The following is a 21,751-nucleotide window of genomic DNA, read 5'->3' as shown; positions in this document are numbered from 1 at the left end:
GTGGCCACCACGGACACGGCCACAGCCACCACAGAGAAGCAGCTTTACGGCCCTGGCTTTATGGCGGCCCTGCTGTTGGGCACCACGCTCAACCCCATCAACTCCTCCATCATCGCCACGGCGCTTGTGAGCATCGCAACCGACTTCGGCGTCACGGCCGTGCAGACCGCACTCCTAGTCTCCGCGCTCTACCTTGTCAGTGCGGTGTGCCAGCCGCTCATGGGACGGCTGGCCATCCGCTACGGGGCCCGGACGGTCTTCATCGCCGGGCTGGTCCTCGTGGCAGTCGGCGGCGCCATCGGATGGACAGCACCGGGCATCGCATGGCTCGTCGTCTCCCGTGCTGTCCTTGGCCTGGGCACGTCCGCGGCGTACCCGACGGCCATGATGATGATTCACCTCCGCGCCGTGGGGGCCCGGGCCCCGATGCCCAACGGTGTCCTCAGCCTCATGGCCGCCGCAGGCCACATCACCGCCGCCGTCGGGCTGCCGATCGGCGGCCTGCTGATAACCGCCTTCGGGTGGCGGGCGGTGTTCGCGATCAACGTCCCCCTCGCGCTCATCGCCCTCCCCAGCACACTCCTCTGGGTACCCCGCGACGGCCTGGACGACCGGGACCAGCACATCCCCGCCATGAAGCACCTCGACCCCCTCGGGATCCTGCTCTTCGGCGGCGCCGTGACGGCCCTGCTGGTATTCCTCAACGGCATGACGCACCCGCAGTGGTGGCTGGCCGCCGTCGTCGGCCTCTTCGCCGTGGCACTCGTCCTGTGGGAGCGCCGGCACGCCTCGCCGTTCCTGGATGTGCGGATGCTCGCCCGCAACGGCTCGCTCCAGCGCACCTACCTCCGGCTGATGTTGAGCTTCGCGGTCATGTACGGCGTACTGTACGGGGTGAGCCAGTGGCTCGAGCAGGCGCGCGGAATCGATCCCGGGCTCGTGGGCGTGCTGATGCTTCCCATGTCAGTCCTGAGCGCCACGGCATCCCTGGTAATCGGCCGCTGGAAGTGGGTCCGCCGTGTCCTCGCCGCCTGCTCCGCGCTCATCGTGGCCGGTGCCGGGCTGCTGTGGGCGGCCAGCGCCTCCAACTCCCTCCTGTGGCCAGTCATCGCCCTCTCGGTCTTCGGCACCTCGATGGGGCTCGGCAATGTGGCCAACCAGACCATGCTTTACCTCAAGAGCTCACACGAAGACCTTGGCACCAACAGCGGCTTCTACCGCACAGCCTCCTACATCGGCGGATTCGTCGCCACCGGCCTCATCGGAGCAGCCTTCGCGGGCGGTGCAAACGACGCGGGCCTGCTGTCCTTCGCGGGCGTTTTCGCGATACTTGGGGCGGCCCTCGTGGTCCTGTCCCTGGCCGACCGCGGCATCCCGAAATCCTCCTAGCACCACGTCAATCCACGCACTCCGCAGTCCGGACATGCCCTGCCCGGGCGTTTCGGCCCCGCATCGCCGGCATCCAGTATGAAAGGAAAGACCATGACCACCCATTGAGTAACCGCAGCGAGCGGACAGCTGGGCACCCTGGTCATCGACCAGCTCATTGCCAATGGCGTTGAGTCGGGCTCGGTCGTCGCCGTCGTGCGCGACCCGGCCAAGGCCACAGCCCTGGCGACTCGCGGCGCCGTCGTCCGTAGCTCCGACTGCAACGACCCTGTAGCTCTCGAGGAAGCGTTCAAAGGCGTGGACCGGCTGCTCTTCATCTTCGGCAGCGAGGTGGGCCGGCGCGTGACCCAGCACCGCAACGTCATCAACGCCGCCAAGGCGTGCGGTATCGTCCGCATCTACTACACCTCGGTGCTCCGCGCCGCCGACAATCCCATGATCCTGGCCGCAGAACACAAGGTCACGGAGCAGATGCTGGCCTCATCTGGCGCCCCGCACACCATCCTGCGCCACGGCTGGTACACCGAGAACTGCACGGCGGAGCTGCCCGAGGCCGTTTCCCGGGGTGTGTTGGTCCACGCTGCCGGCGACTGACTCATCCCCGCCGCACCCCCGGGCGGGCTTAGCGGAAGCCGATGCCCAGGCCATGCTCACCGAGTACGACGGCAACGTCACCCTTGAAATGGGGGGGTGGGGAATTCACCTACCCCGGTCTTGCCCACGCCGCCGCCGAGGCCTCCGGTACCACCATGACGGCCAAGAACCTCCCCGTCGAAGACTTCCTCCAGATGCTGGTCCGGAACGGCCTGGATGAGGACACCGCGGGGTTCCTCGCGCCGCTCCAGGCCGACGCCGCCGCCGGCTACCTTGACGGCGACCCGGCCGCCATGCTCGCCCTCCTCGGACGCCCAGTCACGCCGCCGGCCACCGCCGTCCGCGCCAATCTTTAGCCCAGAACCCTCGGGGGTTCCCTCTGCGTCGACCCCGACGGTTCGTCCTGTTACATGTCAGCGCCTGCTATGCGCGACCCCCAATCTGGATCAGGGTTTGGCGTCTTGAGCAGGTTCAGACCCGAAGCCGGGTCCCGGAATCGGGCCTCTTGGAGCACCACAGGGCGACAAAGCGCTGGGCCACCGACCCCACAGCCCCGCAGACGTGAACATTCTGTACCCCAAAATCTGTTGTTGGAAATCTGCTCCGCGATGTCATCGGCCGCATGGGAGCGGAAAATTTCTCTGCAGGCGCTTTCGGTGGCTCGATCAATTTTCAAAGTCGCATTAGTCTTTGCCTGAGGACGGTAAGAGTATGCCTAGGACCTAGATGAGCCGAAGGTCCTTGCCAATCTTGCGCGATCTTGTGGTTTAGCCACTGCTGTGGCGTCGGTCTTGTTTGCTGGCGGTATTCCACGTCCCGGTTTTTTGGGCTGCCGGCATTTGGCCGCCTGCCGGGAATAGGCTAAGTGAATGCGATTGGCGATCATGGGTGCGGTCCTGCTGGCAGTCGGAGGCCTCGCTGTCTCGACCGGTCTGCTTCCCCTTTCCGACGTCACGGTACTGGTGGAACGGGTGGCGCCGATCCTGTTGTTCGTGGCTTCGATGACCGTGGTGACGGAGTTGGCCAGCGAGGCAGGGATTTTCCGGTGGGTGGCCCGCCGGTTCAGGCAGTGGGGCCGTGGCCGCCATGTCCTGCTGTGGTTGATCGTGGCGGGGTTCGCCGCCGTGTGCACCGTATTCCTCTCCCTGGACACGACTGCGGTGCTTCTTACCCCCGTGGTGGTCAGTGTGGCCCGGCAGGCGGGCCTGCCGGCCCTGCCGCTTGCCCTTACGACGGTGTGGCTGGCAAACACCGCCAGTCTCCTGCTTCCCATTTCGAACCTGACCAACCTGCTGGCCCAAAACTCAATGGGCGGCATCAGCCCGGCACGGTTTGCGGCCATGATGTGGGCACCTGCCATCGCCGCAGCCGTGGTGCCGCTGCTCTTCATTGGCCTGGTCTTCCGTGCGGACGTGCGCAAGCGTTACAACCGTATCCCCGTGACCCGGCTCCGGCACGAAGAGGCCGTGAGCGTTGGACCGGCCGGCAGCCTGGCATCCGGTGGACAGCTGGCCGCTTCCGGCCTTCCGGCCACCGACAGGGCGCTTCTGGGGGCCAGTTCCGCCGTACTGGTTATCTTGCTGCCGGTCTTGGTCTCCGGCGTTCCGGTGTGGATTCCTTCCACAGCTGCCGCCGCGGTCCTGATTGCAATATTTGCCGTTCGCCGGCGCCGGGCCCTCAGCTTTTCGCTTGTTCCTTGGTCGCTGCTGCTGTTCGCTTCGGGACTGTTCCTTGTGATGGAAACTGTCAGGCACCTCGGTGGACCGGCAGCCCTGGGGCAGTTGGCCGGGCGCGGCAATGGGTTCGCCGGCCTTCTGCAACTGGCCGCTACGGGCGCGCTCAGTGCCAACCTGCTCAATAACCTGCCCGCCTACCTGCTGGCAGAACCGCTGGCGGCGACGCCGCAGCGACTCGCGGCCCTGCTCATCGGCGCCAACGCGGGCCCGCTCATCACCCCGGGGGCTTCCTTGGCGACGTTGCTGTGGCACGACCGCCTGATCCGGATGAATGTGCTGATTAGCTGGCGTGGCTACGCGCTCTTCGGTCTCATCGTGGCGCCCCTGACAGTGCTCGCCGCCGTCACGGCGCTGGTGCTGGCGCACGTATGAGGTGTTGGACGTAAACTTTTGTCGAACCCTTTGTCGAATCCTGCGAACCCGGCAATGATGAAGTGCGGCACACATTCGGCCAACACGGGAAGGACCTACCTCTTGCTAAGTCTGCAGGATCTTGATGCGATTGTCCTCTCAGGCGGCATCGTCGTGGACCCTTCCCGAAACAGGATCGGCTCCGTTGAGCAGATATTCACAAGTGGTGAATCCGGGGCCCCGGTCTTCGTGACTGTCAGGACCGGACTATTTGGCATGTCCGAATCCTTCGTCCCGCTCGAAGGGGCCAGCCTTGACGGCTCCGTGATCACGGCGGCCTTCACAAAAGAGGCGATCACCAACGGCCCCCGCATCGACAGTGACCGCGGGACCATCACCGACACCCAGGAACAGGAGCTGTACCGCTTTTTCGGGCTCGATGCCACCCATGCTCCCAGTGCAGGCTCATTGGATGCCGAAGGTGGCAAGGACACGGCCGGGGTCAAGGAGGTGGATGAGGCGCGGGAAGCTGCCGTCCCGCTGGCGGAAGGGCCCTTGGCCGCAGCGCCGCGGCGCCCGCCGCCAGGGCCGCCGCCACCACCGCCGCACCTGCACAAACATGTGCCGTCCCCGGCACCCGCTGGTGGCCCCCATCCGGTGCCGCACCTTCCCCGGCCCGATCCGGCCGGCCCGCGCCCGGGCCCTCCACCGGATCCTCCGCCAGGCCGGCGACCGCCGGGCAACCAACCGCCGGGCAACCAACCACCGCACCAACAGCCCTGAATCCGAGCAGCTCGCGTCCGCGGTGCCGTGGTGCGGCGCGAGGAGCCCCAGGGTCCATGCCGGAGCCAAAATCTGCGGCCGGCACGCCGGCGTGATAAACCTAGACGGGGCGCTGGGCGTGGAACTGGCCGGCGGTGCGGACGCCGCCGCGGCCAGCTGAGACATCCGGGCGATGGGCCACAAGGTGGTGCCCGCCCGGGAGTCACCGGCGGTCCATGTTCCGGAATAGTTGTCAATACATCCATTGTTACGAGAGGCATACCAGATGGCAGGCGAAGCAAACGGCAGCACCCACCCGGGGACCCCGGCCCAGGCTTGGGCCAGGCTCATGGAGGGAAATCGGCGGTTCGTGGAGAGCGTTGCTTCCCACCCCAACCAGGACGCAGCCCGCCGCTCGTCCCTAACGGGCGGGCAGCACCCGTTTGTGACGATTTTTGGCTGCTCGGACTCCCGCCTGGCGGCTGAGATCATTTTTGACATGGGCCTGGGCGACGCCTTTGTGGTCCGTACCGCCGGCCACGTCATTGACAACACCGCACTGGGCTCGATCGAGTTCGGCGAGGAATTCCTGGACGTGCCGCTGATCGTGGTGCTGGGCCATGACAGCTGTGGCGCCGTGACGGCCACGAAGAATTCCGTCGAGACGGGGGCCATACCGGCGGGGCACGTCCGCAGCATCGTGGACCTCATCACCCCGTCCGTCCTGGCGGCCCTGCGCATCGACGGCGCCAGCAGCGTTGATTCGATGGTGGCCGAGCACGTGAAGCAGACCGCCGCCCGCCTGCTGGAGGAATCGCCCATCATCGCCGAGGGCGTCGCCAGCCAAAAAACCGCGGTGGTCGGCCTGACGTACCACCTCAACGACGGGCGCGCCGAACTGGTCTACAGCAACGGTCCCATCACCGCCTGAACCGGTCTTTGCCGGCCCGGCAAAAGGCCGGCACGACGGCGGACCCCGGGTGCCGCCGTCGTCCCCGCCTAACGGCGGTCTTCCTGCCGATTGAGGTCAGGCCGGTGTTTTGTGCTGGTCAGGGGTGCCTCTCGAGTGCGCGTGAGTGCGTGACCTGACTTTTCTTGGGTGCCCCAATTCTTGCCTTTGACGAGCCGGAATGCGCGGCGCGGGTGACGGAGTCGTCGGTACGCATGCGCCGGACTTTGGGCCGGACGCCGGTGGATGGTCACGATTTCCCTGACACGGCCCATCGCCAACCGGTCAAAGGGATGCGACTACTCGAGAGTAACCGCGGGCCGGGCCCACGTCTCATCCGTGAGTGAGATTTCCTTCGTCATGTCATCGAGAAAGTGGATAACTACTTCGCGTTCTTCTGTGGTTAACCGGGCCGCCGCGTGGAATCGTTTGGCCTGTTGACGCCCCACTGTGTCCATGGCGGCTTGACGTGTTTTTGGTGTGATGGCGATGGACAGTGCCCGGCGGTCGGTGGGGTGGGGTTGGCGGGTGATATGGCCTGCTTTTTCCAGTCGGTCCAGCAGCTTCGTGGTGGACGCTGTGGAAATTTTCAAGTGGCTGGCAATGGCGCCGGGGGTGGCGATTTCGTGGGTGTTGGCCGCGACGATCAGGTAGTGCAGTGCGCGCATGTCCGACTGGTTGAGCTTCATGTACTTCAGTGACGCATCGGTGAGTTGCTGCTCAGCGCTGCGCAGCCTGCCCAGCGCCGCCATGAGATCACCGATATGGGACACCTCGGCGGAGGTCATGTTTGAACGGTCGACGAGTTGGCTCTCCGGGTCGGCGGCGTTCACGTCGTAGATGTTCGTCGGCAATGATATGGGGCTTGCCTCGATGCTTGCCATGGCAATAATTCTATCCCGACACCAAAGAAATGAACCGCACGTGTTGCAAGCCTGGATATTTGCTAGCTAAACTAGATTAAAATTCGATCAGATGATGGAGATGGGTTCATGGCTCGAACAGGGAAGATGACCGCAACCGGGACCATCCTGGGGAATCCGCGACGCCGTTTTGGAATGTGGCTGAGGGTGCTGCTGCCGGCGCTGGTCATCATTGCCTGGCTGGTGGGCGGCGCCATTGGCGGTCCCTATTTTGGCAGGGTCGGCGAGGTGTCCTCGAACGACCAGACCACCTACCTGCCCTCTTCTTCCGATGCCACCCAGGTGCAGAAGCTGCTGGGTGAGTTCCGGGACTCGGATGAGATTCCCGCAGTCGTTGTACTTTCCAGCGGTGCTGCTCTGGACGAAACTGACATCGCTGCCGTGTCACGGGAGGTGTCAAGACTGCCGGGCATCCCTGGCGTTGGGGCCGGGGTGTCCCCGGGTATTCCCTCGAAGGACGGCCGGGCGGTGCAGGCGTTCGTGCCGGTCCAGGCCAACGCGGATATTGGCTCAGTAGTCGATGCCATTGGCGCGTCGTTAAGGGATGCTGCGCCCGCGGGGGTGTCTGTTCATGTGACCGGCCCTGCCGGTTTCACTGCCGACCTTATCGAGGGCTTTTCCGGCATCGACGGGATCCTGTTGGGTGCGGCGCTGCTGGCGGTGTTCTTCATCCTGGTCTGCGTGTACCGTTCCCTGCTGCTGCCGTTGGCGGTCCTGGCCACGAGCCTCTTTGCCCTTTGTGTGGCGTTGTTGAGTGTGTGGTGGTTGGCGAAGGCCGGGGTGCTGATGCTCAGCGGGCAGACCCAGGGCATCCTGTTCATTCTGGTCATTGGCGCCGCCACGGACTATTCACTGCTGTATGTCTCCCGGTACCGGGAAGAATTGCGGGTCAGCACGGACAAGTGGGCAGCCAGCATGCAGGCGATCAAAAAGTCTGCCGAGCCGATTGCAGCCTCCGGCGGTACTGTGATCGCCGGGTTGTTGTGCCTGTTGTTCAGCGATCTGAAGTCCAATAGTTCCCTGGGACCGGTGGCCTCGATTGGCATTGTGTTTGCCATGCTGTCCGCGCTCACCCTGCTGCCTGCGCTTCTCTTTGTGTTTGGCCGCAATGCTTTTTGGCCGCGGCGGCCCAAGTTCGAGCCGGAGGCTGTGGCGGCAGAGCACGGTGTGCGCTCCACGGGGCTCTGGGCACGGCTGGCCCGGCTGATCCGGGGCCGCCCGCGCCTGATCTGGACAGTGACCACGGCGGTGCTGCTGCTGGGTGTGCTCGGGGCCACCCAGCTCAATGCCAGTGGTGTGCCGCAATCGGACCTGGTGTTGGGCGCCTCCGAGGCGCGCGACGGGCAGAAGATCCTGGGCGAGCATTTCCCTGGCGGCACCGGCAGTCCCGTGCTGGTGGTGGCCCCGGAAACGCAGCTGCAGGAGACCGCCAATGTGCTGCTGGCCCACGACGGCATAAAATCAGTCTCCGTCGTCACGGCCGATTCACCCAGCGGCTCAGCTGCGGTCACGACCCAAGGCATCCAGCTGGCGGGCCCTCCCGGGAACGGGGCTCCCCGGCCCACGGTGGTGGGCGGGGACGTCCTGCTCCAGGGCACGCTGGGTGCCGCCGCTGACACGGAGGCAGCGGCCGCCGTCGTCCGCGGGATCCGCACCGGCCTGGACGGCACTGTGCCCCAGGCGCTGGTGGGCGGTGTCACGGCAACGGCGATCGACACGAACGATGCCTCGATCCACGACCGGAACCTCATCATTCCCGTCGTGCTTGTGGTGATCCTGCTGATCCTGATGCTGCTGCTGCGCTCGGTGCTGGCACCGGTGCTGCTGGTGCTGACCACGGTGCTGTCCTTTGGCACGGCCCTGGGCGTTGCCGCCTTCTTCTTCAATAACGTCTTCGATTTTCCAGGCGCCGACCCGGCCGTCCCCCTCTACGGATTCATTTTCCTGGTGGCGCTGGGGATTGACTACAACATCTTCCTGATGACCCGGGTACGGGAGGAATCGCTGCGCCACGGCACGGGCGAGGGCATCATCCGCGGGCTCGTCATCACCGGCGGGGTCATCACCTCGGCCGGTCTGGTGTTGGCGGCCACGTTCTCCGCGCTTGGCGTGATCCCGATCCTGTTTCTGGTGCAGATTGCGTTCATCGTGGCGTTCGGGGTCCTGCTGGACACCGTCGTGGTGCGGTCGCTGCTGGTTCCCGCCCTCAGCTACGACATTGGCAGGGCCATCTGGTGGCCCTCCGCCCTATCCCGGAAATCCAAGTTCCGGACAGACATTGACGACGGCGCGATGCCGGACCCGCACGCCCGCCACCGTGGGTAGGGCTCATTGCTGGGTGTCGCCGGTCCGGGAGGCCTGCTTCATGTGTTCATAGGCTGTCAGTGCAGCGGCGCGCGATTCCTTCAGGTCAACCACGGGCTCCGCTCCGAGAGCGGCGGCAAAGCGGGTTTGGTAGGCTCCGCGGGGATCGAACTTTCTGGCCTGCAGGACCGGGTTGAACACGCGGAAGTAGGGTGCGGCATCGGCCCCGCAGCCGGCAACCCACTGCCAGTTCGCCGGATTGGAGGCGGCGTCGGCATCAACCAGGGTGTCCCAGAACCATGCCTCACCGGCCCTCCAGTGGATGCCCAGGTTCTTCACGAGCAGGCTTGCTGTGACCATTCGTACCCGGTTGTGCATCCACCCGGTCTGCCACAACTGCGCCATGCCGGCGTCAACCAGCGGGAACCCGGTGTCCCCGGTGCACCACGATGTGTAAAGTGCATCAATGCCGGCCTGGACCGGATCGCAGTCCGGCCCCGGCAGGCTGTTCGCCGCCGGCTGACTGGCTGCGGTCCCTGACTGGCCCGCGGCTGGGCGAGCTGTTGGGGCTGGCAGCAGCTCGGTGGGCCAGGACCAGTCAAAACCATCGAATTCCGGCCGGAGATTTCGCGTGGGAAGCTGGGGCTGGTGGTAGAGCTGGTTCCAGCAGAAGTCCCGCCAGGCCAGCTGGCGCATGATGGACCGGGCGCCTTCGGCCTTCTCCGGGGAGGCAGCCGCCGCGGAGCTCAGTGCCTCCCACACCTGGACGGGGCTCAGGTGGCCCCAGCGCAGCGCGGGGGACAGCCGGGAGGTCCCGTCGTAGTCGGGGCGGTCCCGGCCGGTGGGGTAGCCGGCCGCCACCTCCTCCAGTACCAGGTCCAGGCGTGCTTGGGCGGCAGCTTCGCCGGGCGTCCATGCCGCCGCCAGTCCCGCCGACCAATCCGGGCGCGCCGGCAGCAGCTTCCAGGAATCGAGTTCGTCGCTGGGCACGGGTGCCGTCACCGCCGGCTGGCCGGGCACCGGTGCCGGTGCGGGCAGCACGGGACGCAGGGGAATGTCCTGTGCCGCGTTGTAGAAGGGGGTGAACACCTTGAAGTGGCGTTGTTCTTGGGTCTTCACGATCCATGGTTCATGTAGCAAGGTGCCAGGGAAGCTGCTGACGTTGCAGCCGTGCTCCCGGAGCAGTTCCTTGATCGCGGCATCGGCGCGGTGTTCACCGCCGCCGTAGCGCCGGTTCCAGAACAAGGCGACGGCGTCACGGGCCAATCCCCAATGTTCACGGAGTTCGTCCACAAGGCCCGGAACCACGGCCTCGGCCGGGCCCTGCCGCAGTATCAGCGGAACCCCCAGTGCTGCCAGGTCCGCGCGCAGTTCGAGCAGGGCATGGTGGAGCCACCACTTTGCCGCAGCACCCAGCGGGCGGATTCCGGGGGATTGCTCATCAAGGACATACACCGCGGTGGTGCATGCGCTGGCGGTGCGGGCTTGCGTAGCGGTGCTGAGTGCGGGGTGGTCGGTGAGGCGCAGGTCATCTCGGAACCACACAATGTTTACGCAGGTCACGGTCATGGCAGCGTGGCTTTCTTGGTTGTAGGGCGCGGAAGTGTCATCGTGTGAATGCATAGCCAATCAGAATCATGGTGATGAAGAAGCCGGTGACATAGTTTAGCCAAAGGAATCGCACCCATCCGGTGTGCGCCCGGCCGGAGTGTTCATCGCTGAGCCAGGCAAAGGGCAGGACGTTGAAGACATAGGGCAGTGCCAGGGCGGCTGCCAGGGGGCCTGGCCACTGCGTGAATAACAGCAGCGCCCCTGCCAGCAAATAAGCCATCGCTGCCAAAATGACAGTCCGGCGGGCGCCCAGGACGGTGCCGATGGAACCCAGCGATGCTGCACGGTCGGGGACAATGTCCTGCACGGCACCAAAGGCATGCGAGGCCATGCCCCAAAAAAAGAACGCCGATGTGAGCGCCACCAACGCCGTGTTGAAGTGCACCCCGCCCAGGACCAGTCCGTACAGCAAGGGCGAGACAAAATGGGTGCTGGACGTCGCGGAGTCCAGAAAGGGCCTTTCCTTGAAACGAAGGTGCGGTGCACTGTAAGCCACCAGTGCTGTCATGGATACCAGCAGCACCACATTCGCCTGCAAAGATCCAACCATGGCCAACACCACCAGGAATGGCAGCAGCACCAGCACGCACGCATAGATTATCTTGCGGTGTCCGGCACGGTCTACGAGCGCTCCCTCGGCCCCGCCCTTGCGGGGGTTGAGCAGGTCAGATTCATAGTCAAAAACATCGTTGATCCCGTACATGGCCAGGTTGTAGGGAATGAGGAAAAACACGGTCCCCACCGCGAAGACCCAGTCAATGGTTCCGGCACTAAGCAGATAGGCGGCAGCAAACGGGTAGGCGGTGTTGACCCAGGAGATCGGGCGGGAGGTCATGAAGAGTTCACGCAGCACGGTCTAGGACTCCTTCTGTGTTTCCGTGGAGGCAGGGGGTTTGGCTCCTACGCGAGCGGGGGACGGCCGCCAGCCAACCACCACAGTGCCGGGGCGAGGAACACCGCGCACACCGGATAGCTAAAGTCCTCGATCGGTGCCAGAAGGATGCGCGGGCCCAACAGGGTCTGGTCCCCGTAGTCGAAGAGGCCTGAACTGATCATCACATTGTCGAACACGGCGGTCAGGAGCAGCAGCACCACCAAAGAGGAAGCAACGGGGGGCAGGACGCTGCGCAGGCCAATGTGCTTCAGGCGGAGTGCCACGAGGAAAAGCAGTATCGAACCAGCCATGAAATAAATGGAGAGCAGCGCAAATTTCACGGCACATCCTTTGTTGTGGTTGACCGGTTGTTCCCTTTGGCTGCGGCCCGGTGTGCCCGCCATTTGCCAAACCCGAGGATCAAGAGCATTGCCTGGTAACAAAAGAAGAGGAGGAAAAAGGCTTCCTCCAAGGGCAGCTGGTCACCGAGCATGGCCCCGGTCATCAGTGGTGATTCGCGGTGCAAGAAGATGCCCCGGTCAATCGCGATGTCGTCCCACAACAAGAAGAAGGCGGTGGCGCCCAGCAAAGTCACAAGCGCCGGCACGGGTTGCGAAAAAACAAACAAATGGTGTCGGGCATCGATGGCCGCCATGGCGCAGCTCAGCACCATGAGTATTAAAAGGTAAGTCACGTTTCGGTCCGCCATCCCTCCGCCGTCCCGGTGGCTGGGAGTGTCATCGGGCCCGGGGCTTTGATGTTGTTGACGCTTTTGGCGACGAGTTCTGCGCTGATCAAGCACATGGGGATCCCAATGCCTGGCCGCACGGAGCTGCCTGCATAGTGCAGTCCGTGAACCTTGCGGTTGCGGTTTGCCGGTCGGAGGAATGCGCTCTGCCGCAGAGTGTGGGCGAGCCCCAGCGCCCCGCCCTGCCACGCATTGACGTTGTTCACGAAGTCTTCCGGGCCGTAGCTTTGCCTAACCATGATGCGTTCGCGCAGGTCTGCGATCCCCGCCCACTCGGCGATCTGGTCAAGGGCGGCATCAGCGATTTTTTCCACCTGTGGGCTTCCCCGGCCGTCGGGGCCGCCGCAACCCCAGCCCGGCAGTGCCGGGGCAGGGATGAGGATGAAAAGGTTCTCACACCCATCCGGTGCAACGGCGGGATCGGTGTGGCTGGGCATGCACATGTACACGCTGGTTTCCGGTTCAAGATCCTCGCCGGCATGAATGCGGCGGAAGTTTTCCCCCCAGTCCCGGGTGAAGAACAAATTGTGGTGGTTCAATTGCGGCAGCCTGCCCCTGATGCCCAAGCACAGCAGCACGGCGCTGGGCCCGGGATCCCGGCGCTTCCACGAACCGGCCGAGTGGGATCTGTATTCCGGCGGCAGCAGTTCGGTCTCGATATGGTGCAAGTCTGCGGCGCCAACGACGACGTCGGCCTCCACTCGCTGATATTTTGGGCCGCTTGTGGCAGTGTTGACCCAACTGACGGCTTCGACCCTGGCTTGGCCTGCGGCAGTGGCCACTTCGATGCGGTCCACCCGGGCATCGGTGATGATTTCAACCCCGGCCTGGCGGCAGATCTGCGCCATCGCATCGACGGTGTGTGCGAAGCCCCCCATCGGGTATTGGACGCCCTGGGTGAGGTCCAAGTGGCTCATCAGGTGATAGAGCGCCGGGGTGCGCTGCGGGCTTGAGCCGAGAAAGACAGCAGGATAGCTAAGGACCTGGCGCAATCGAGGATCGTTGAAGCGCTTCGCCACGAACTTTTCCAAGGACGTGGACAGAAGCGGGGCAAGCCGTGGCAGCAGCTTGAGGAGCTGGGGCTTGAAGAAGGTGGCGGGGGAGGAGAAATCGTCGTACAGGAAGTGCTGCAGGGCCAGGGAGTGGCTGCCCTGTGCCTGCTTTCGATACTCGTGCAGGGCCGCTCCGGCACCGGGCTGCAGGGATTCGAAGACGGCATCCGCGCCGCCGCCGGCAGGCAGGTCCATCGGTGTTCCGGCGTCAAACCAGACCCGGTAACCCGGGTCAAGCCGGACCAGTTCGAGCGCGTCGTCGGTGGTTGTGCCCATCAACTCGAACCAGTGCCCGATGACCTCTGGCATCAAATACCATGAGGGGCCGGTGTCGAAACTGAACCCGTCCCTTTGCAAACGTCCGGCCCTGCCCCCCAGATGCGGCTGCTGTTCAAGCAGCGTCACCTGGTGGCCTGTCGCCGCCAGCAAACCCGCTGTTGCCAGTCCAGAGAAGCCCCCGCCGATGACCACCGCCCGCCCTGGGGCTGTTCCGTGCTGTGCTTTGCCGGTGGCCTTCATCTGTGGCCCTCCGGCTCGTGGATGCCTGGGCGCCGGCATAACTTTTTGGCTAGATGCGCGCCAACAACCCGCAACACTATGGCTGCCTTGCGCCACGGTGCCACGGACACCCGCCGGGCCAGCAACTCCGCGGCGCTGGCCTGGCTCAACTGCTGGTTGAGCTCACTGAACAGTCCGTGCGCCAGGGACACCGCCAATTGTGCCCGGGGCGGCAGGAATACGAGTCCCTGCGCCGCCGCCTCGAGGTCGGCCTTGATTTCCTTGACCAGCAAGTCCTTGTGGCCATTGGTGAATGTCTCCGGCGACAGGCCCGGGAAATAGCAGCGTCCCAATTCGCTCGTGTCGCTTGCCAGATCGCGCAGGAAGTTGACCTTCTGGAAGGCGGCACCGAGCCGCCGGGCGGCCTCTGCTGCTTGATCCTCGCCTCCGGTGGGGGCATGTGGTGCTGAACGGAAGACGCGCAGGCACATCAACCCCACCACCTCGGCGGAACCGTAAATGTACTTCTCCAGGGAGGACCCGTCGTGGGTTGACACGCTCAGGTCATTGCGCATGGAGGCGAAGAAGGGCCGGGTCAAGGTGGCATCGATGCCGCAGCACCGTGCCGTGGAGGCAAAGGCATGCACCACCATGTTGGTGCTGTACCCGGCTTGCAAGGCCGTCTCGGTCTCAGCTTCCAAACTGTCCAGGACCTGCCCGGTGGCTTCCGGGCTGAGCCCTGCCTCACAGGCAACGCCGTCGACGACTTCATCCACCAGCCGCACCAAGGCATACACATTGGCGATGTGCGTGCGCGACTGCGGATCCAGCATCCGGCAAGCCAGTGAGAACGATGTTGAGTAGTTGTTGATCACCACCCGCGCGCTGTTGCTGGCGGTGGCGGAATAGCGCTCCAACGGAGTCGGTCCGGTGGTCTGCAAACCGGTCTCCGCCGGCAATTTTGTTGGCATGTGGTCGCGCACGGCTTATGCCCCCCTGGTCAAGATCAGTGTTGCAAACGCATGGAGTTGATCGGAAACAGTTGAGGGCAGCTCGAGCTGCCGAGCTGATTGCAGTGCATCGTCGCAGAGGTCCTGGGCCAGTTTTCGAGCAAGGCTTTCCGCGTCCGCGGCTTCCAGGACCGAACGAAGCGAGGAGACAGCGGGTGTTTGTGTGCGCAGCCTCGTCAGGTTCTCACGAAATGCGGGCTGTGCGGCGGCCATCGCAGTCAATATGGTGCTTTTCCCTTCGCGGAGGTCGGAGTCCACGGATTTTCCGGTCCTGACGGGATCGCCGAACGTGCCCAGGACGTCATCAATGAGTTGGTAGGCCAGGCCCAGCTGGCCGCCAACCCCGGCCAGTGACTCTGCCTCCGCAACAGTTGCCCCGGCCAGCAGGGCACCGGCCTGCAGGGGAAACCTGAATGAGTAGGAAGCGGTTTTGAGCTCTTCCATGCGCAACACCTGATGCACCGTGGCCGGTGACCGTCCCAGGGAATACAGCAGGTCTTCCAGTTCCCCGGCACCCGCCTGGTGGATGGCGAGTTGGAAGAATGTCTCAAGGGCGGGTGCCTGGGCCAGGGATCTCCCCGCCCGGACCGCCATGGATATGGCCGTCGCGAGGAGCATGTCGCCGGAAATGATCGCCGCCGAGTGTCCGGTGTGTTCAGCTTCCGGAAGGGATCTTCCGGCAGCCACGGCTTCGTTGCGGTACAACGCCGAGAGCGTGGGGCGTCCGCGGCGGGTGAAATCCCTGTCAATGACATCGTCATGCATCAACAATGAGGTGTGCAGCAGTTCAAAAGCGCACCCCAACAGAACCACCCGGTCCCCGTCACCAGGTGATTCGGATGGCGGATGATTATCTGGAGGTGAAAACGCGTCGTATCCGAGTTTGACCAAGCGGGGACGGGCCCGCTTTCCGCCTTGCAGCGCTGACCCGATGCGATGCCACAGAGTTCCTGCCGCCGCGGAATATTCCGCGGCCGCGTTCGTGCAGCCCTGCAGGACGCGGGCCAGTTCGGCCTCGACAGCGCGTTCGTAGCACGAACCGTCCGTGATGGTGCCGTCCACGTCCGGCTCTGCAGCCTTCCAGCTCGGCAAACTCATGATCGGCCCTTCTGCTTCGCCGGCGTGCCTGCAGGCCGGGATTCGCTGTGCACCTGTATGGAGTGGAGTACATCTTCCAGAAACGCCACCACTGCCTGCTGGTTCTCGGGTGGTGCATGGTTGAGGTGTTCATGGGGCTCCTGGAATATCGGTCGCAGTGCAGAGACCATCAGCCCAACGGTCTCAGGACTGGCATGAACCAGGACGCTTCGCCGGTCCGAGGGGTGTGGGGTGCGCACAACATGCCCCCGCGCGCTCAACCTGTCGACGAGTGCAGAGGACGCGGCGGAGGATATCGATAGCTTCCCGGCCAACCCTCCAGGGGTCAGGGGCGCACCAAATACCAAGTGCCGCAGCGCATTGAAGTCCGTTGCGTTGATCTGCAGCTGCCGGCACAAAGTATGCGTCAACGTATCACTTGACAGCAGCACTTCATGGAGCAATGCGGCCGCAGGCGGGCTGCCGTCGCTGACATGGGTGGAAATACTTGATCGCACTTTACCTCGAAGGGTTGATTGCTCGCTTATCTAGATACATTATGGGATATATAACTCACGCTTGTCTAATAATGAAACGCAAACGGAAATCCAGCTCGACAATGCAGAGGAGCATCGGATGAAGGCAACATGCACGGCGTCAATGGCCGCCCGGTTCCTTTGCGCAGCCGCAGGTTTGGTGGCGGCATTGCGCGCTTTTGTTGCCCGTCGATCTTTGGTGAGTATGCCATGAGTATCATCGCCGCCAACGGCGACATTGGTGGCGGGCTGGTCCCGACACTTCTGGAGCAGGGGCACACAGGGCGTGTTCTGACGCGGCGGAGCCATGCCCTGCGCGGCGTGCCCTGGAGCGGCAGGGTCCATGTGGTAACCGGCGACCAGTCCGATCCTCACGCGGTCCAGAAGTTGTACGACGGCGCAACGCCTTTGTACTACCTGGCGCATTCGATGTCCGACAACAAGGATTTCGCCCCAGTGGAGGAGCAGTGCGCCCAGATTGTGGCAGCTGTGGCCAGCCAGGAAGGCGCTGTGCGGCTGATCTACTTGTCTGGCCCGCATCCCGAAGGTTAGTTGGGCCGGCCCGTGTGCTCAAGGGCCAAGGTCAAGGCTGGCGAGATTCTTGAATCACGCGGCATTGCCACCCTGACCCTGCAAACGGGCCTGATCATTGGCTCCGGCTCGGCCAGCTTCGAGATGGTGCGCCACCTCACCGACCTCCTGCCCGTCATGCCAGCCCCGCGCTGGGTGCTGAACAGGGTCCAACCAATTGCCATCAGGGATGCCCTGCGCTACCTTTCTCAGGCCGCCGGTCGTCCACCCGTAGTAGCCGGCCGATCCGACATTGGCGGACCTGAGTCACACAGCTACGCAGACCTCATGCCGCTCGATGCGGAAGCTGCCCCAATCCGGCGCCCACGGATACTCCCACTACCCGTCTTGACGCCCGGGCTAGCCGCCCAATGGGTCAACCTTGTCGCCCCCATCCCGCGATCACTGGCCATTCCCTTGGTCGAGTCGCTCCAGCATGATTGCGTCATGAAAAACCGCGACATTGACACTGTGATTCCCCGCCCAAGGAACGGATTGACCGGGTATCGGCGGGCTGTCTTGCTGGCGTAGGCCAAAATGCTTGCACACACCGTGGAAACCACCTGGGTCACGGCACACGGCCTCGAAGCACCGGCCGACCCGCTCCCGTCAGACCCGCAATGGGCCGGCCATACGGTGTACGCCGACGTTCGCCAGCGGGAATCGACGGCCGGACCGGAAAACGCCTTCACGGTGATCCAAGGAATAGGCGGGGACACCGGCTACTACTCCCTGCCAGGGGCATGGGCCCTGCGGGGAATCATGGACAAACTCGTCGGCGGGGTCGGGTGGCGCCGTCGACGGCGCAGCCGGGGAAAACTGGCGCTCGGCGACGTCCTCGACTGGTGGAGGGTGAGGATATAGTGCCCAACCAACTGCTCAGGCTTCGAGCGGAGATGCGTGCCCCGGGCCGGTCCTGGCTCGAGTTCTACGTTGAACGCACAGAGTCGGGCAGCCACTAGACGCAACGTGCCGTCGTCCTTCCCCACGGGATTGCCGGGCGGCTGTACTGGCTGGCTATATTTCCGTTTGACGGCCGGATTTTCTCCTCCATGTCCAAACGCATCACCACCGCTGTGGCGGAGATCGAGGGCGGACAGCGCGACCCATAGCGTGAATCCACTTGGCAATGCCGGTCTGCGGCTGACCGCTCCTGCCGCATTCAGCGGCCGGAGTTATGGTGCCGTGTCGGAAAGCCAGTCACTTACGGCCCTTCATCGCCGACGGCCCAGGAAGGCGCCTCAGGCTTGGGCAACCTGCCCAGGCAGCACGAAACTGAGCACGCACCGCTGCCAGGAGCCAGCGCGCCTTCCTCCGTCACCGCCGGCGAATCAACAGGCTCGCCCCTGTATTGGGCTGCGCGTTCCAACGCCGCGTCGACGAGGCCGGCCACAAAGGAAGGGTCGGTGCCCACGGACTCAGCCCGCAAAAAGTCCATGCCCAATCCTGCAGCGGTCTGGGCAGCCTCCGTGTCGAGATCATATTTGACCTCCATGTGATCTGAAACAAAACCCAACGGCACAACAATGACACCGTCAATGCCTTCAGCCTTGAGCTCTTCCAAGCGGTCATTGATATCCGGTTCCAGCCACGGCACATGAGGGGCACCCGAGCGGGAACAGAACACCAGCTCTGAATCCAGGTGCAGTCCAAGGCCGAGTTTCGCTTCGAGCCAGGACATCAGCTGTTCATGCTGCCCACGATATCCGGCCGTCCATCGCTCCGACGCCGCCTGCATGCTTTGCGGAATGGAGTGGGTGACGTACAACAGGCGGTGGCGGCGCGAATCAAGACCCCCGACCTGCTGTGCAAAGGCATCGACGGCCCGACGCACGCAGCCCAGCTCTGCATCGGCAAAACCCGGGTGGTTGTAATACTGGCGGATCTTCTCAAACGTTACAGGCATGCCCTCGGCAGCCAAGACATCAAGGGTCTGGGCGAAGTCTTCCCTGTACTGCCGGCAGGAGGAGTATGAGGAATAGGCGGAGGTGTCGATGGCCAGAAATTTGGTGCCCCCTGTTTCTGCCACAAAATCCCGAGCAACATCGGTCAGGAAAGGAGCCCAGTTGCGGTTGCCCCACAAAACCGGGGTTTCCAGGCCGCGTCGTGCCAGCTCCCGACGCAGTGATTCGAGAAGCTTCTGGTTCTGCTCGTTGATCGGCGACTTCCCGCCGAAACCGTAGTAATGTTCACCGACCTCGACCAGCCGTTCGTCAGGTATGCCCCGGCCGCGGGTCACGTTTTGCAAGAAGGGAAGAACATCAGCGTTCTTTTCCGGGCCTCCAAACGACATCAGAACGAGCGCATCGAAAGGTTCAAGATTCACATCAGTCATACGAGCAGTGTACAGATAATGCAACCCGGGCAGAGACATCGCCCGGCACGGATGCGCATTACTGTCGACCGCCGAGACCTGCACGCATGGACCAGGACTTCACCGTTGAACAGCGCTGGACAATACACCGGACAAAACGGGGCCCGGCGGCCGGGCGGGAATAAGCTTGGGCAATGCGCTTGGCGGGCTTGGGGGCGATCTTGTTGGCGGTGGCGGGGTTCACTGTCGTCGCCCGCCTTCTTCCATGAGTCGGCGTGGTGGCGTTGCTGGTGCGGGTGGCGCCGATCCTGTCGTTCGTGGCATCGATGACGGTGGTGACTGCGCTGGCTGGCGAGGCTGGGATTTTTCGGTGGGTGGCCGCGGTTTTCAGTTTTGGGGGGGCGCGGTCGGCATTTTTGGTGTGCCTGGTCGTGGCGATGGTCGCGGTGGTGTGCACGGTTTTCCTGTCCTTGGATGCGACGGCGGTTCTGCTGACTCGTGTGGTGGTTGGTACGGCGCGGCAGGCAGGGTTTTCGGTCCTGCCCCTTGCCCTGATGACGGTGTGGCTGGCCAACACCGCCAGCCTCCTGCTGCCGATGTCGAACCTGACCAACCTGCTGGCCCAAAACACCTTGGCTGGGATCATCCCGGCACGGTTTGCGGCCATGACGTGGGCCCCGGCACTTGTTCTTGCCGGTTGCGCTGCCGGGCATCGGTCTTATTTTCCGGGTGGACCTGGCCGGGCGCTCTGGCAGGAATCCGGCCGGCACGATCCGCCCAGGCAAGGTGGGCAGCGGTGGCGGCCCGGCCATGGGAGGAAGCGGGGCAGCGTCCGGTCGGCCGGCTCCCGACCACGCCTTCCTGGCGGCCAGCTCCGCTGTCCTGGCCGTCCTGCTGCCCGTCCTGGTTTCCGGGATTCAGTTGTGGATCCCGTCCACTGCCGCCGCCGTGGAGTTGGCAGCACTCTTTGCCGTGGGGTGCCGCCAGGCACTCACCATGGCATTGCTCCCGTGGCCGCTGCTGGTGCTCGCGTCGGGGCTGTTCCCGGCCATGGAGGCAGTCCGGGGCCTGGGCACATCACTGATCCTGGGACAGCCGGCGGGGCAGTGCAACGGACTGTGGGACCTGTTGCGGCTGGCAGCCACCGGCGCGGTCGGTGCCAACATCAAGGTCAACAACTTGCCTGCGTACCTGCTCATCGAACTCGCGGCGGGGACGCCGCAACGGCTGGCAGCCCTGCTCATCGGCGTCAATACCGGGGCCCTGGTGACACCCTGGGCGTCCCCGGCAACACTGCTGTGGCACGGCCGGCACAAGCGCATGAATGTGGTGGCCCCTGGGAAGTGTACGTGCTGTGCGAGGTTGTGGCAGCTCCACTGACGGTGGCGGCCGCCGTGCGGGCCCTGGCTCTGGTGTCCAGGTGAGGCCCATGGGTGGGCTCCTTGCCGCCACGGAACTCCTGACGCCGGGGAACGAGCCGTTGGTGCGGAGCAGGCCCGGCCACAACATCGAAGGAAAGGTGCCCGGAAATTGTCACAGTGCGTTCCAGAATCCGCCGCCTGGCCGGGGCCGTGATAAACCTGATGGAGTGGTCAGCGGATATTCCTGCGACAGGTCACTGGTGCAGCCGCCGTCGGCCGCGCCGGCTGGGTGAAGCACCCGGCAGAATCGGCCATCCGGGTCGGAATCCCGGCCACTTGTCAATACATCCATTGTTACGAAAGGCACACCAGCATGGCAGGCGAAGACCACGGAAACACCCACCCGGGGACCCCGGCCCAGGCTTGGGCCAGGCTCATGGAGGGAAATCGGCGGTTCGTTGAGAGTGTCGCGTCCCACCCCAACCAGGATGCCGCCCGCCGGTCGTCCCTGGCGGGCGGGCAGCACCCGTTTGTGACGATTTTTGGCTGTTCGGACTCGCGCCTGGCGGCCGAGATCATTTTTGATATGGGCCTGGGCGACGCCTTCGTGGTCCGTACCGCGGGACATGTCATCGACAACACCGCACTGGGCTCGATCGAGTTCGGCGAGGATTTCCTGGACGTGCCGCTGATCGTGGTGCTGGGCCATGACAGCTGTGGCGCTGTGACGGCCACGAAGGGTTCCGTTGAGACGGGGGCCATGCCGGCCGGGCACGTCCGGGGCATCGTGGAGCTCATCACCCCGTCCGTGCTGGCTGCCCTGCGCATTGACAGTGCCAGCAGCATTGATTCGATGGTGGCCGAGCACGTGAAGCAGACCGCCGCGCGACTGCTGGAGGAATCGCCCATTATCGCCGAGGGCGTCGCCAGCCAAAAAACCGCCGTGGTCGGTCTGACGTACCACCTCAACGACGGGCGCGCCGAACTGGTCTACAGCAACGGTCCCATCACCGCCTGAACCGTCCGCAGCGACGGCCCGGCCACCGCAAAGACCGGCACGACGGCGGACCACGGGTGCCGCCGTCGTCCCCG

At 64.3% G+C, this 21,751-nt stretch carries 23 protein-coding genes and 2 pseudogenes; 14 read left to right on the top strand and 11 right to left on the bottom strand.

The window, feature by feature from the left end:
* The 4 genes and pseudogenes from LPN03_RS04735 to LPN03_RS04720 all read left to right on the top strand — a co-directional run bounded on the left by LPN03_RS04735 (nucleotide 1) and on the right by LPN03_RS04720 (nucleotide 4,091).
* Nucleotides 1-1,389, top strand: a complete 1,389-nt coding sequence (locus tag LPN03_RS04735) for an MFS transporter (RefSeq protein WP_165183445.1) — start codon at nucleotides 1-3, stop codon at nucleotides 1,387-1,389.
* Nucleotides 1,390-1,509: 120 nt separating this feature from the next.
* A pseudogene (locus tag LPN03_RS04730) lies at nucleotides 1,510-1,983 on the top strand (NAD(P)H-binding protein); the annotation flags it as partial.
* Nucleotides 1,984-2,138: 155 nt separating this feature from the next.
* Nucleotides 2,139-2,339, top strand: a complete 201-nt coding sequence (locus LPN03_RS04725) for a hypothetical protein (RefSeq protein WP_262453301.1) — start codon at nucleotides 2,139-2,141, stop codon at nucleotides 2,337-2,339.
* A 513-nt stretch (nucleotides 2,340-2,852) separates the two neighbouring features.
* Nucleotides 2,853-4,091: an SLC13 family permease gene (locus tag LPN03_RS04720; RefSeq protein ID WP_262453300.1), complete on the top strand. Its 1,239-nt coding sequence runs from the start codon at nucleotides 2,853-2,855 to the stop codon at nucleotides 4,089-4,091.
* Between the two features lie 246 nt (nucleotides 4,092-4,337).
* Here the strand turns inward: LPN03_RS04720 and LPN03_RS04715 are convergent, their stop codons facing one another.
* Complete coding sequence (locus LPN03_RS04715) at nucleotides 4,338-4,520, bottom strand: hypothetical protein (RefSeq protein ID WP_165183449.1); 183 nt, start codon at nucleotides 4,518-4,520, stop codon at nucleotides 4,338-4,340.
* 64 nt (nucleotides 4,521-4,584) lie between these two features.
* Between LPN03_RS04715 and LPN03_RS04710 the strand changes: the two genes are divergently transcribed.
* Both LPN03_RS04710 and LPN03_RS04705 read left to right on the top strand, forming a co-directional pair.
* Complete coding sequence (locus LPN03_RS04710) at nucleotides 4,585-5,013, top strand: hypothetical protein (protein ID WP_262453299.1); 429 nt, start codon at nucleotides 4,585-4,587, stop codon at nucleotides 5,011-5,013.
* Between the two features lie 105 nt (nucleotides 5,014-5,118).
* Nucleotides 5,119-5,763 carry a carbonic anhydrase gene (locus LPN03_RS04705; protein ID WP_262453298.1) on the top strand — a complete coding sequence of 215 codons (645 nt, stop codon included), beginning with the start codon at nucleotides 5,119-5,121 and terminating at the stop codon, nucleotides 5,761-5,763.
* A gap of 317 nt (nucleotides 5,764-6,080) precedes the next feature.
* Here LPN03_RS04705 and LPN03_RS04700 read toward each other — a convergent pair whose 3' ends face one another.
* The gene (locus tag LPN03_RS04700) at nucleotides 6,081-6,665 is read right to left on the bottom strand and encodes a MarR family winged helix-turn-helix transcriptional regulator (protein ID WP_262453297.1); all 585 of its coding nucleotides are present in this window, start codon (nucleotides 6,663-6,665) and stop codon (nucleotides 6,081-6,083) included.
* Between the two features lie 174 nt (nucleotides 6,666-6,839).
* Here LPN03_RS04700 and LPN03_RS04695 point away from each other — a divergent pair, with 174 nt between their 5' ends.
* Nucleotides 6,840-9,029: an MMPL family transporter gene (locus LPN03_RS04695; protein WP_262453339.1), complete on the top strand. Its 2,190-nt coding sequence runs from the start codon at nucleotides 6,840-6,842 to the stop codon at nucleotides 9,027-9,029.
* 3 nt (nucleotides 9,030-9,032) lie between these two features.
* Here the strand turns inward: LPN03_RS04695 and LPN03_RS04690 are convergent, their stop codons facing one another.
* From LPN03_RS04690 to LPN03_RS20900, 8 genes are read right to left on the bottom strand one after another with little or no spacing between them, the layout of a single operon-like run.
* Nucleotides 9,033-10,577, bottom strand: coding sequence for a cryptochrome/photolyase family protein (locus LPN03_RS04690; RefSeq protein ID WP_262453296.1), 1,545 nt, complete (start codon nucleotides 10,575-10,577; stop codon nucleotides 9,033-9,035).
* Nucleotides 10,578-10,614: 37 nt separating this feature from the next.
* Entirely contained in the window at nucleotides 10,615-11,472 is an 858-nt protein-coding gene (locus LPN03_RS04685; RefSeq protein WP_262453295.1) for a prenyltransferase, read from the bottom strand.
* Between the two features lie 47 nt (nucleotides 11,473-11,519).
* A complete protein-coding gene (locus LPN03_RS04680; RefSeq protein WP_262453294.1) occupies nucleotides 11,520-11,834 on the bottom strand; it encodes a lycopene cyclase domain-containing protein in 315 nt (104 codons plus the stop codon).
* Complete coding sequence (locus LPN03_RS04675; RefSeq protein ID WP_262453293.1) at nucleotides 11,831-12,202, bottom strand: lycopene cyclase domain-containing protein; 372 nt, start codon at nucleotides 12,200-12,202, stop codon at nucleotides 11,831-11,833. Before LPN03_RS04675 ends, LPN03_RS04680 begins: the two co-directional genes overlap by 4 nt.
* A complete protein-coding gene (gene crtI / locus LPN03_RS04670) occupies nucleotides 12,184-13,812 on the bottom strand; it encodes a phytoene desaturase family protein (protein WP_262453292.1) in 1,629 nt (542 codons plus the stop codon). The genes LPN03_RS04675 and crtI overlap by 19 nt, the downstream gene beginning before the upstream one ends.
* Complete coding sequence (locus LPN03_RS04665) at nucleotides 13,809-14,762, bottom strand: phytoene/squalene synthase family protein (RefSeq protein WP_262453291.1); 954 nt, start codon at nucleotides 14,760-14,762, stop codon at nucleotides 13,809-13,811. Before LPN03_RS04665 ends, crtI begins: the two co-directional genes overlap by 4 nt.
* A gap of 15 nt (nucleotides 14,763-14,777) precedes the next feature.
* The gene (locus LPN03_RS04660) at nucleotides 14,778-15,899 is read right to left on the bottom strand and encodes a polyprenyl synthetase family protein (RefSeq protein WP_262453290.1); all 1,122 of its coding nucleotides are present in this window, start codon (nucleotides 15,897-15,899) and stop codon (nucleotides 14,778-14,780) included.
* On the bottom strand, nucleotides 15,896-16,330 hold the full coding sequence (locus LPN03_RS20900) for a MarR family winged helix-turn-helix transcriptional regulator (protein WP_410468560.1): 435 nt from the start codon (nucleotides 16,328-16,330) through the stop codon (nucleotides 15,896-15,898). Before LPN03_RS20900 ends, LPN03_RS04660 begins: the two co-directional genes overlap by 4 nt.
* A 294-nt stretch (nucleotides 16,331-16,624) precedes the next feature.
* Here LPN03_RS20900 and LPN03_RS04655 point away from each other — a divergent pair, with 294 nt between their 5' ends.
* The 4 genes from LPN03_RS04655 to LPN03_RS20895 all read left to right on the top strand — a co-directional run bounded on the left by LPN03_RS04655 (nucleotide 16,625) and on the right by LPN03_RS20895 (nucleotide 18,096).
* Nucleotides 16,625-16,966, top strand: a complete 342-nt coding sequence (locus LPN03_RS04655; protein WP_262453289.1) for an NAD(P)H-binding protein — start codon at nucleotides 16,625-16,627, stop codon at nucleotides 16,964-16,966.
* A 12-nt stretch (nucleotides 16,967-16,978) separates the two neighbouring features.
* Complete coding sequence (locus tag LPN03_RS04650) at nucleotides 16,979-17,515, top strand: hypothetical protein (protein WP_262453288.1); 537 nt, start codon at nucleotides 16,979-16,981, stop codon at nucleotides 17,513-17,515.
* A gap of 6 nt (nucleotides 17,516-17,521) precedes the next feature.
* Nucleotides 17,522-17,848 (top strand): DUF2867 domain-containing protein, encoded by a 327-nt coding sequence (locus LPN03_RS04645; protein WP_262453287.1) that lies wholly within the window; start codon nucleotides 17,522-17,524, stop codon nucleotides 17,846-17,848.
* 128 nt (nucleotides 17,849-17,976) lie between these two features.
* Nucleotides 17,977-18,096, top strand: a complete 120-nt coding sequence (locus LPN03_RS20895; protein ID WP_370875262.1) for a hypothetical protein — start codon at nucleotides 17,977-17,979, stop codon at nucleotides 18,094-18,096.
* A 92-nt stretch (nucleotides 18,097-18,188) separates the two neighbouring features.
* Here the strand turns inward: LPN03_RS20895 and LPN03_RS04635 are convergent, their stop codons facing one another.
* On the bottom strand, nucleotides 18,189-19,319 hold the full coding sequence (locus tag LPN03_RS04635) for a ferrochelatase (RefSeq protein WP_165183467.1): 1,131 nt from the start codon (nucleotides 19,317-19,319) through the stop codon (nucleotides 18,189-18,191).
* 305 nt (nucleotides 19,320-19,624) lie between these two features.
* Between LPN03_RS04635 and LPN03_RS20890 the strand changes: the two are divergent.
* From LPN03_RS20890 to LPN03_RS04620, 3 genes and pseudogenes are all read left to right on the top strand, one after another.
* Nucleotides 19,625-19,933, top strand: a pseudogene (locus tag LPN03_RS20890) (SLC13 family permease); the annotation flags it as partial.
* A 49-nt stretch (nucleotides 19,934-19,982) separates the two neighbouring features.
* On the top strand, nucleotides 19,983-20,678 hold the full coding sequence (locus LPN03_RS04625; protein ID WP_262453286.1) for a hypothetical protein: 696 nt from the start codon (nucleotides 19,983-19,985) through the stop codon (nucleotides 20,676-20,678).
* Nucleotides 20,679-21,032: 354 nt separating this feature from the next.
* The gene (locus LPN03_RS04620) at nucleotides 21,033-21,677 is read left to right on the top strand and encodes a carbonic anhydrase (RefSeq protein ID WP_165183468.1); all 645 of its coding nucleotides are present in this window, start codon (nucleotides 21,033-21,035) and stop codon (nucleotides 21,675-21,677) included.
* The last annotated feature ends 74 nt before the right edge of the window (nucleotides 21,678-21,751 follow it).

The sequence above is a fragment of the Arthrobacter sp. A2-55 genome (assembly GCF_025548615.1).
Taxonomy (GTDB): Bacteria; Actinomycetota; Actinomycetes; order Actinomycetales; family Micrococcaceae; genus Specibacter; species Specibacter silviterrae.
The sequence above is the reverse complement of the archived record's forward strand: the minus strand, read 5'-3'. Positions and strand labels throughout refer to the sequence as shown.

Excerpts from the sequence above, each read along its gene's own strand:
- LPN03_RS04635 (WP_165183467.1), bottom strand. The coding sequence starts at position 19,319 with ATGACTGATGTGAATCTTGAACCTTTCGATGCGCTCGTTCTGATGTCG.
- LPN03_RS04645 (WP_262453287.1), top strand. The coding sequence starts at position 17,522 with ATGCTTGCACACACCGTGGAAACCACCTGGGTCACGGCACACGGCCTC.
- crtI (WP_262453292.1), bottom strand. The coding sequence starts at position 13,812 with ATGAAGGCCACCGGCAAAGCACAGCACGGAACAGCCCCAGGGCGGGCG.
- LPN03_RS04705 (WP_262453298.1), top strand. The coding sequence starts at position 5,119 with ATGGCAGGCGAAGCAAACGGCAGCACCCACCCGGGGACCCCGGCCCAG.
- LPN03_RS04700 (WP_262453297.1), bottom strand. The coding sequence starts at position 6,665 with ATGGCAAGCATCGAGGCAAGCCCCATATCATTGCCGACGAACATCTAC.
- LPN03_RS04725 (WP_262453301.1), top strand. The coding sequence starts at position 2,139 with ATGACGGCCAAGAACCTCCCCGTCGAAGACTTCCTCCAGATGCTGGTC.
- LPN03_RS04675 (WP_262453293.1), bottom strand. The coding sequence starts at position 12,202 with ATGGCGGACCGAAACGTGACTTACCTTTTAATACTCATGGTGCTGAGC.
- LPN03_RS04715 (WP_165183449.1), bottom strand. The coding sequence starts at position 4,520 with ATGGGTGGCATCGAGCCCGAAAAAGCGGTACAGCTCCTGTTCCTGGGT.
- LPN03_RS04690 (WP_262453296.1), bottom strand. The coding sequence starts at position 10,577 with ATGACCGTGACCTGCGTAAACATTGTGTGGTTCCGAGATGACCTGCGC.
- LPN03_RS04710 (WP_262453299.1), top strand. The coding sequence starts at position 4,585 with ATGAGGCGCGGGAAGCTGCCGTCCCGCTGGCGGAAGGGCCCTTGGCCG.
- LPN03_RS04695 (WP_262453339.1), top strand. The coding sequence starts at position 6,840 with ATGTGGCTGAGGGTGCTGCTGCCGGCGCTGGTCATCATTGCCTGGCTG.
- LPN03_RS04660 (WP_262453290.1), bottom strand. The coding sequence starts at position 15,899 with ATGAGTTTGCCGAGCTGGAAGGCTGCAGAGCCGGACGTGGACGGCACC.
- LPN03_RS04720 (WP_262453300.1), top strand. The coding sequence starts at position 2,853 with ATGCGATTGGCGATCATGGGTGCGGTCCTGCTGGCAGTCGGAGGCCTC.
- LPN03_RS04620 (WP_165183468.1), top strand. The coding sequence starts at position 21,033 with ATGGCAGGCGAAGACCACGGAAACACCCACCCGGGGACCCCGGCCCAG.
- LPN03_RS04655 (WP_262453289.1), top strand. The coding sequence starts at position 16,625 with ATGAGTATCATCGCCGCCAACGGCGACATTGGTGGCGGGCTGGTCCCG.
- LPN03_RS04665 (WP_262453291.1), bottom strand. The coding sequence starts at position 14,762 with ATGCCAACAAAATTGCCGGCGGAGACCGGTTTGCAGACCACCGGACCG.